This is a genomic window from Mesorhizobium sp. M8A.F.Ca.ET.021.01.1.1 (assembly GCF_003998025.1).
Taxonomy (GTDB): Bacteria; Pseudomonadota; Alphaproteobacteria; order Rhizobiales; family Rhizobiaceae; genus Mesorhizobium.
In genome coordinates this window covers 1-8,368 of record NZ_RZSJ01000248.1, presented here as the reverse complement: position 1 = coordinate 8,368, position 8,368 = coordinate 1, and the positions used below count along the sequence as shown (strand labels likewise).

Below are 8,368 nucleotides of genomic sequence, written 5' to 3'. Positions count from 1 at the left end.
ATCCGACCGTGCCCGATCACGACACGATCGCGACTGCCGTCTTCTCGCAGCCGGAAATCGGCACGGTCGGCTTGTCAGAGGACGAAGCCGTCAAGCGCTTCGCCGATATCGAAATCTACCGCGCCAGTTTCCGGCCGATGCGGCACACGCTGTCGGGCCGTGACGAAAAGATGCTGATCAAGCTGGTCGTCGACGGCGCTTCGCGCAAGGTTCTCGGCGCCCACATACTGGGGCCGGATGCCGGCGAAATGGCGCAGCTGCTCGGGATCCCACTGAAGGCGGGGCTGACCAAGGACGATTTCGATCGCACCATGGCCGTGCATCCGACCGCGGCAGAAGAGCTCGTCACCATGTACAAGCCGACCTATCGGGTGAAGGACGGCGAGCGCATCTGACGCCTCGCCTACCGGCGCGCCGCCACCAGCCCTGGCCGGCGGCGGCAGTCAAACCGCTATAGCAACGTGCCGCGCAGGATGACGAGCGCCACCGAGAAATAGATCACCAGTCCGGTGACATCGACCAGCGTGGCGACGAACGGCGCTGACGCACTGGCTGGGTCGAAACCGATCCGTTTCAGGGCGAAAGGCAGCATCGACCCCGAGAGCGAGCCGAACGTGACGATGCCGACCAGTGCAGCACCAACCGTTGCGGCAATCAGCGGCCAGTGCGGGCCATAGTCGTAGAAGCCCATATATTGCCAGAGCGCGATCCGGCAGACGCCGACCACGCCGAGCATGGCGCCGAGCACGAGACCGGTGGGCAATTCGCGCAACGCCACCCGCCACCAGTCACGAAGGCCGATCTCGCGCAACGCCAGCGCCCGGATGACCAACGAGGTAGCCTGTGAGCCGGAATTGCCGCCGGAGCTCATGATCAGCGGGATGAACAGCGTCAACACGATCGCTTTCTCCAGCTCGCCCTCGTAGCTTTGCATCGCATTGGCCGTCAGCATCTCGCTGATGAACAGCGCGCAAAGCCAGCCGCCACGCTTCTTGATCATGGCGAGGAAGCTCATCTTCATATACGGCTCGTCCAGAGCCTCCATGCCGCCGAACCGATGCACGTCCTCCGTGGTCTCCTCGATCATCGTGTCGATGATGTCGTCGATGGTGACGATGCCGAGGATCTTGCCGTGGTCGACGACAGGGACGGCGAGCAGATCGTATTTGGAGATCGTCTGCGCCAGGTTTTCGCGATCGGCCAGCGGGCTGACCGTCACCGGCATGCGGTCGGGCGCAACCGACAGGATCGAGTCGCCCGGCTCACCGGTGATGAGCCGCCGCAAGCCCGTCGACCGCACTAGGAGGTGTGTTTGCGGATCGACGATGTAGATTGCGTAGATGGTCTCGCGCGTCCGCTCGACCTTGCGGATGTAATCGAGCGTGCGCCCGACGGTCCAGTCGGAGGGAACGCTTACGAACTCCGTCGTCATGATCGAGGCGGCGCTGCCTTCGGGATAGCCCAGAATGGAAAGCAGGGTCGCGCGCAGTGGCGGGGCCAATGCGCCGAGCAGTTCGGAGCGTGCCGGCTCGTCGAGTTCGCGCAGAATGTCGGCCGCGCGGTCGACGGACATGGCGGTGAGCAGCTTGCTCGCCTTGGGGCGTGGCAGGGCCTCCGCCAATTCGGGCGCGCTTTCGAGCTCAGGCTGGTCGAAAATCTCGACCAGCCGTTCGAAGGGCACGGCGCAAAGCAGCTCCGTCGCGGTTTCGCGCGACTCATGATTGAGCGCCTCGACAACGTCGGCGACATGGTCGTTGGCAAGGATGCGGGCGATGGCGACGGCCTCATCGTCCGCTACGGGGAAAAAATCGTTCATGGTTCACTCCTTGCCGTCCGGCAGGACGTGAACCATTCAGGTCACGTCTAGGCGGACGGCGGTTGCGTTCGACTGTGACTATCGCCAGGCATGGCGCGGTGACCTTTCTGCTTGCGGGTTCGCTTTTGACTGTCTGCAAGCCGGCGCAACATAGGAGCGAGCCTTGCCGAGTCAATCGCGGTGAGGAGGGAAAACAGTCCCGAACGGCCCTGATCGCGAGACTGTGATCACGGCGCGCGGGTTGACGCGGAAGTTCCCGTTACGTCGTCGTTATTTCTGCTTCAGCCGGCGCGAGAACCGCGTCCATTTGTCCTCGACCGGCCTTGGTTGGACCAGGATCGTGGTGAGTTCGACGGGCAGGCTCGGGGCGAGCGGCTTCTTGGTGGCGACACCGTCGGCAATCAAGACCATCGAGTGGTAGAACTCGGTCCCCGCAGCCGATCTCGGCGCCACGGCTTCGTGCATGACACTGATCACCGTCACATCGGGGCAGTTGTCCTTGATGGCCTGGTGGAAGGCAATCTTGCCGTCAGGATCGAGAGCACCGGTCGCTTCGTCGAGGAACAGCAGCCCCGGTTGCTGCAGTATGATACGAGCCACCACAAGCTTCTGCTTCTGGCCGCCCGACAGAACCTGATCCCAGCTTTTACCCTCGCGGCTTTCATTGGCCATGTGTTCGATGAAATCGCCAAGGCCAGCCTTGTGCAGCGCGGACGCAACCTGGGCATCGCCATGGTCGCGCTCGGAGCCGGGCAGGCAGACCAGCTGTTTCAGCGACACCTGCGGCAGCTTGACCTCCTGGGCGGCATAAAAACTCTTCACGCCCTCGGGGAAGACGATGGTGCCGCGGCCATAGGGCCACAAGCCGTTGATCGCCTTGATCAGCGAGGTCTTGCCGCAACCGGATTCGCCTTTCAGGAAGGTCCATTCGCCGCGCCGGAAGCGCAAGTTGGCGGAACTGAGGAATGGCGTCGCGTCCTCGCCCTGGTGCGCCAACTCCAGCTTCTGGATGGTCAGGCCGAAAACCGGATTCTGGTTGGCGTAGTGGAAGTCGGAACGGCCGCTCTGGCTGTAGAATTCCTGCGGGTGCTGGACATTCTCGATCGCGTTGGCGAGCTCCGTCACGCGCTGGCTGTTGGCGCGAAGCGTGGCTATGGCGGGCATCACATGGATGAACCACGAACACTGGCTGATGAGCTGGGCAACCATTTCGGAGCCGGTGATGTAGCCTTTATAGTCCAGGCGGCTGTGGATGAACGGCACAAGGCCCGGAGCATAGGCTACCATGCGCGCGCCGATGAAATTGTAGATCAGCTCGAACGACATATAGCTGGTGTTGACGACATTCAGCCGTCCCCAGGTGCGATCGATGTCGACATAGAGCCGGTCGTGCATCGCTTTCTGGACGCCCTCGCCATGTGAGGCGGCGACATGGAAGCTGCGGCGCAGAAATGTCGTCAGTTCGCTACGATAGCTTCCCTCGGCCCTCTGCATGCGAATATTGAGACGTTCCAGCAGGCTGCCGAGCTTGACGGCGATCCAGGTGTTTAGGGGCACGTAAGTGGCAACGGCAAGAAGGGCGAGAACGGCGCTGCCATAGCTGCCAAGGAACTCCAGACCTTTGACTTCAACTGACGACTGCAACAGGTTCTGGCCGATAAAGTAGAGCGAGGTCGCCAGCCCCAGCACGCCCATGGCGAGGCCGATCGCACCGCCGGTCATGTCCTTGATCGATTCCTGGATGCGCTGGTCAACGTTGTCGGGCGCAACGATGCCGCCGTCCGCGGAACCATGTTGAGCATGGAAATGGGTATGGTTGCCGTCGAGCAAGGCCTGGTTGAATTGGTCGTTCAGCCAGCCACGCCATTTGCGGTGCAAGGTTGCCGAGACGAGATTGCGTATACCGGTGAAGCCGGCATCCTTGAGCAGGACCAGCAGCACCAGCACCCCGGCGTTGGTCAGGATTGTCTCCAGCGGGCGAGTGTTGGCGGCATCGTGCAGGAAGGCGATCGAATTCACCAATTCGCCCGAAGCCATGGCGAACCACACGCTGGCCTTGCTGGACAGCGCGGTGAGCAACGCGATCACCAGCGTCAGCGTCCAGGCTTCCTTCCAGCGGTCCGAGACCCAGTAGGCTCGCACGAGGCCCCAAAAATTGCGCATCGAGGATACCGGCGTCAGATGCGACCGCCCTGAGGCACCGCCTTGTAGTCCATCCGGTACTGACTCTTGCGATCGTCTGCCGATCCGAATCACGATCCCGCCCAAACCTTCTTTGTTTTGTTACGGATGGTAACACCAATTGATCATTTTCCATTAATTTTTAAAGCGGGCATGCGAGATTGCGTCCGCAGCCGTTGCCCTGAGGCAACATATTGATGGCTGGATCGCCATCCGAACGCCTGGCAATAACCAGAAAATCTCTATTTATTTCAGTCTTTTAGACTCTGCATAAATTACCGCGACAAATCTTCCCCAAGGGAAGCTCCGGACACGGTTTTGTGACTCAAAAATCGTTTGGGCCGGCCGAGTTTCTTATCGGGAACTGACCAGAATTCCCGAAACACGCCGTCCTTGATGTCTGATTCATGGCGTCGGAGCTCAGTTTGCTCACGCAACCCTGCTCTTGCTATCGGCGCGGGGATGGCTGGCTCAGCCGGCCTTTTCCAACTCGCCACGCGCCTTGGCGGCCGCCACCTGGCGGATCGCATCAGCCAGCGTGTCCGCGTCCTGCGCGCCCATCACGGCATATTTGCCCTCGATCAGGAAGCACGGCACGCCTGTGATGCCCATGCGCGACGCGGTGGCGATTTCCGTGCGAACCGCTTCGACATCGGCATCGCTCGGCAACAGCGTTTCAACAACAGAGGCATCCATGCCGGCCTCCCGGGCGGCTTCGACCAGCACGGTGTGGTCGCCGATGTTGGCGCCTTCCTCGAAATTCAACTGGAACAGGCGGCGCACCAGCCGGTTCTGGACGTCCTCGCCGGCGGCCCCGGCCCAGCGGATCAGCCGATGCGCATCGAGCGTGTTCGGCGCCACCTTGATGGCATCGAAGGCAAAGGAAATGCCCTCGGCTTCGCCAAGCGGTTCGATGCGGGCGTGAATTTCGCGAATGCGCTCGTCGCTGCCGAACTTGGCCAGCATGTATTCCTGGCGGTCCTTGCCTTGCGGCGGAATGGTCGGATCGAGCTGGAACGGCCGCCAGCGTATGTGCACTTCGACATCACCGGCAGCCGCCACCGCCTTGTCCAGCCGCTTCTGACCGATGAAGCACCACGGGCAGACGACGTCCGACACCACATCGACGGTTATGGCGTTCGCTTCGCTCATCTCTATCTCCGGATCTTCAGTTCGGTTTGCGCCACCAGGTCGGCAGCTGATAACCGAATATGGGCGTCTTTCGCGGATGTTCCAGATAATTCCAGTAAGCAAGCCACTGTTGCGTGTTGTACTGCATCGGCACCAGGTAATTGCCGGAGATCAGCAGCCGGTCGAGCACGCGGACAGCGGCGACATAATCCTCCTTCGAACGGGCTCGCAGCATTGCGTCGATGGCCGCATCGATCGCCGGATCGGCGACGCCGGCGAGATTGAACGATCCTTCGGTCCTGGCCGCTGCGGACGACCAGCGCCCGATCTGCTCGATGCCGGGGGACAACGAGTTGTTGAAACCGCTGGAGCCGATCAGCACCTCGAAATCGAAACGCTGCTTGCGCGACTGGATCTGGTCGCCGTCCAGGCTGCGTATGCTGACGTTGATGCCGATCTTCTCCAGTGTACGCTGATAGATGCCGGCTAGGCGCTCTTCGTCCTGCGATGCGGTCAGTATCTCGAAGCCGAAAGGTTTGCCGTCGGGATCGAGCATCGTGCCATTATTCACGTGGTAGCCGATGCTTTTCAGAAGATCGAAAGCGGTCTTCAGCACCTTGCGGTCCTGGCCAGAACCGTCCGTCACCGGCGGTTTCCAGGTGCCGTCCATGACGTCGGCCGGCACGCGGCCGGGGTAGGGGGCCAGAAGCGCCTTTTCCCTGTCGTCAGCCGGATGGCCGAGCGCTGAAAGCTCGGAATTCTGCCAATAGCTCATCGTGCGGGTGTACTTGCCGCCGAACAGATTCTTGTTGGCCCATTCGAAATCATAGAGCATGCCGAGTGCGCGCCGAACCACCGGGTTGGAAAATTTCGGCAGTCTCGTGTTGAACAGGAACCCGGTCACGACGGGCGGGATGCCGGTGTCGAAGGTTTCAGAGATCACGTCGCCTCTATGGAAGGCGGGAAAGTCGAGATCGCGCTCGCGTTTCACCGGGTCGCCGTCGTCGTCGATGGCGCAAAGCCCCTTCTTGAAGGCTTCGAGCTTGGCGTTGGCGTTGAGAAAATACTCGATGGTGATCTGGTCGTAGTTGTCGAAACCGCGCTTGGCGGGAACGTCCTTGCCCCAGTAGTCGGGGTTGCGCTTGAAGACGATGCGCTGGCCGGGCGTCACCTGTGCGATCCTGTAGGGACCGCTGCCGATCAACGGCTTCAGTGTCGTCTTGTCGAAAGTATCGATGTCGAAAGCGTGCTTGGGGATGATCGGCGTCAGCGCGATGATCAGGGGAAACTCACGATCGGCCTTGTCGTTGAAGGTGAAGCGCACGCTATGGTCGCCGGTCTTTTCGAGCTTGGCGATCCTGGCCATGCGGTCGCTGTAGGGTGGCCGGCCCTTCTGCGTATAGGCATCGTAAGTGAACAGCACGTCTTCCGGCGTTACCGGCTGACCATCCGACCATTTGGCATTCGGGTTGAGGTGGAACTCGATGCTTCTGCGCTCGGCATCCATGTCGGCGGTGTCAGCCAGAAGTCCGTAGAGAGTAAAAGCCTCATCGGCACTGCGCTGCAGCAGCGGCTCGAACACCAGATTGCCGAAGATCGTGTCCATCATGCCGCGCGCCGTCGTGCGCAGGCTTTTGAGGATGAAGGGGTTGAGATTGTCGAAGCTGCCGACGACGCAATAGGTGATGCTGCCACCCTTCGGCGCGTTGGGATTGACGTAGCTGAAATGGGTGTAGTCCGGCGGCAGGGCCGGTTCGCCCTGCATCGCAATCGCGTACTTCGGCTCCGACAACGCCGGTGGCGACGACAGGGTGAAAAACGATAGTGCGGTGACCAGCCAAACAAGAACGCGGCCCATGACCGTCTCCTTAACAGGTCGGCTTGATGATTCGATCCGCACCCTAGCATGGGGCAACTGCGTGGCGGCCAATGGCGTCGTCAAGAATTACAAGTGAGCGGGCTGGATTCGACGCCGCTTGCAGTGTAACACGCCGTCCGAAGTCATTCTGTTGCCTCATTTTGGCAACAGGTAGCTGGACCACACGGCACGAAAAAGCCGGTCCCGGGATCATTGAGAGGAAGTGCACGACATGACGAGCCTGAACAGCAACGCGTACCGCCTGTCGGTCATGGCCGCAGGCGTGGTTGGCTTTCTCGGCGCAGGACTTCCCTCTGCTTCCGCCCAGCAGCAGCAGCAGATACCGCAGGGCTGGTTCAAGGCCTGCACCAAGCAGGAAGACGTCGACATCTGCAACGTCCAGAACATCGTCACCGCTGGCAATGGCCAGCTTGTCACCGGCGTCAGCCTGATCGAGCTCAAGGGCAAGGTGAACCGCAAGGTGTTCCAGGTGACGGTCCCGACCGGTCGCCTCGTGCCTCCCGGCATCGGCTTGCAGATCGACACCGGCAAGGCGCAGAAGCTCGACTATGTCATCTGCTTCCCGGATCGTTGCGTGGCGGAAGTGCCGCTGACCGACCAGCTCGTCGCCTCGTTCAAGAAGGGTCAGGGGATCACGCTGACCTCGATCAATTTCCAGAACCAGGCCAACCCGATTAAGATCGCGCTGCAGGGCTTCAGCGGCGCCTATGACGGCCCCCCGCTGCAGCAGTCGGACATCGAGGACCGGCAGAAGAAGCTCCAGGATTTCGTCGCCAAGAACAACCAGGACTTCGCCAAGAAGCTCAAGGAAGAGCAGGATAAGGCGAAGACCGCCAACTGATCCGGCGTCGACTCATTATCGTGTCAAAAAAAGCGGGGTCATGCCCCGCTTTTTTCATTTCTGGCTGTACCCGGCATGCCGGAAGTCAGTGCTTGGACTGCCGTTTCGGCGCGTAGCGCCCGTCCGGCTTCTTGTCGAACATTTCCTTGATCTGCGGATGGCGGACGGGTTCTCCCGACTGATCCTCGAGCAGATTCTGCTCGGACACATAGGCGATGTATTCGGTTTCCGAATTCTCGGCGAGCAGGTGGTAGAACGGCTGGTCCTTGCGCGGCCGTACGTCGGCGGGGATGGCGTCGTACCATTCGTCGGTGTTGGCGAATTGCGGATCGACGTCGAAAATGATGCCTCGGAACGGGAACAGCCGGTGACGAACCACCTGTCCGATCGCGAATTTGGCCGTTTTCATCGCACTCACCACTGAATTCCTTGACTTTATTTGGCGCAGACTCCGCATCAATTCAATCCCAAGCGTCTGAGCGCCTCAAAAATACGTGGAATGCGCAACAAAGGTTTTTGA

General features: G+C 60.7%; 6 protein-coding genes and 1 pseudogene. 2 read left to right on the top strand and 5 right to left on the bottom strand.

Annotated elements, in window-relative coordinates; genetic code table 11:
- Positions 1 to 395: pseudogene (locus EOA36_RS19360) on the top strand (glutathione-disulfide reductase); the annotation flags it as partial.
- Between the two features lie 56 nt (positions 396 to 451).
- On the opposite strand, the gene mgtE reads toward EOA36_RS19360, so the two are convergent.
- The 4 genes from mgtE to EOA36_RS19340 form a co-directional block, all read right to left on the bottom strand.
- Positions 452 to 1,816: a magnesium transporter gene (mgtE, locus tag EOA36_RS19355; protein WP_127278996.1), complete on the bottom strand. Its 1,365-nt coding sequence runs from the start codon at positions 1,814 to 1,816 to the stop codon at positions 452 to 454.
- 270 nt (positions 1,817 to 2,086) lie between these two features.
- Positions 2,087 to 3,979: an ABC transporter ATP-binding protein/permease gene (locus tag EOA36_RS19350; RefSeq protein ID WP_189553273.1), complete on the bottom strand. Its 1,893-nt coding sequence runs from the start codon at positions 3,977 to 3,979 to the stop codon at positions 2,087 to 2,089.
- Between the two features lie 489 nt (positions 3,980 to 4,468).
- Positions 4,469 to 5,149, bottom strand: coding sequence for a DsbA family protein (locus tag EOA36_RS19345; protein ID WP_127278994.1), 681 nt, complete (start codon positions 5,147 to 5,149; stop codon positions 4,469 to 4,471).
- Positions 5,150 to 5,165: 16 nt separating this feature from the next.
- Positions 5,166 to 6,986: an extracellular solute-binding protein gene (locus tag EOA36_RS19340; protein ID WP_127278993.1), complete on the bottom strand. Its 1,821-nt coding sequence runs from the start codon at positions 6,984 to 6,986 to the stop codon at positions 5,166 to 5,168.
- Positions 6,987 to 7,218: 232 nt separating this feature from the next.
- Between EOA36_RS19340 and EOA36_RS19335 the strand changes: the two genes are divergently transcribed.
- On the top strand, positions 7,219 to 7,848 hold the full coding sequence (locus EOA36_RS19335) for an invasion associated locus B family protein (protein WP_127278992.1): 630 nt from the start codon (positions 7,219 to 7,221) through the stop codon (positions 7,846 to 7,848).
- An 85-nt stretch (positions 7,849 to 7,933) separates the two neighbouring features.
- Here the strand turns inward: EOA36_RS19335 and hspQ are convergent, their stop codons facing one another.
- Complete coding sequence (gene hspQ, locus EOA36_RS19330; RefSeq protein ID WP_189343674.1) at positions 7,934 to 8,257, bottom strand: heat shock protein HspQ; 324 nt, start codon at positions 8,255 to 8,257, stop codon at positions 7,934 to 7,936.
- Positions 8,258 to 8,368 lie beyond the last annotated feature (111 nt).

Excerpts from the sequence above, each read along its gene's own strand:
- EOA36_RS19335 (WP_127278992.1), top strand. The coding sequence starts at position 7,219 with ATGACGAGCCTGAACAGCAACGCGTACCGCCTGTCGGTCATGGCCGCA.
- hspQ (WP_189343674.1), bottom strand. The coding sequence starts at position 8,257 with ATGAAAACGGCCAAATTCGCGATCGGACAGGTGGTTCGTCACCGGCTG.
- mgtE (WP_127278996.1), bottom strand. The coding sequence starts at position 1,816 with ATGAACGATTTTTTCCCCGTAGCGGACGATGAGGCCGTCGCCATCGCC.
- EOA36_RS19345 (WP_127278994.1), bottom strand. The coding sequence starts at position 5,149 with ATGAGCGAAGCGAACGCCATAACCGTCGATGTGGTGTCGGACGTCGTC.
- EOA36_RS19350 (WP_189553273.1), bottom strand. The coding sequence starts at position 3,979 with ATGCGCAATTTTTGGGGCCTCGTGCGAGCCTACTGGGTCTCGGACCGC.
- EOA36_RS19340 (WP_127278993.1), bottom strand. The coding sequence starts at position 6,986 with ATGGGCCGCGTTCTTGTTTGGCTGGTCACCGCACTATCGTTTTTCACC.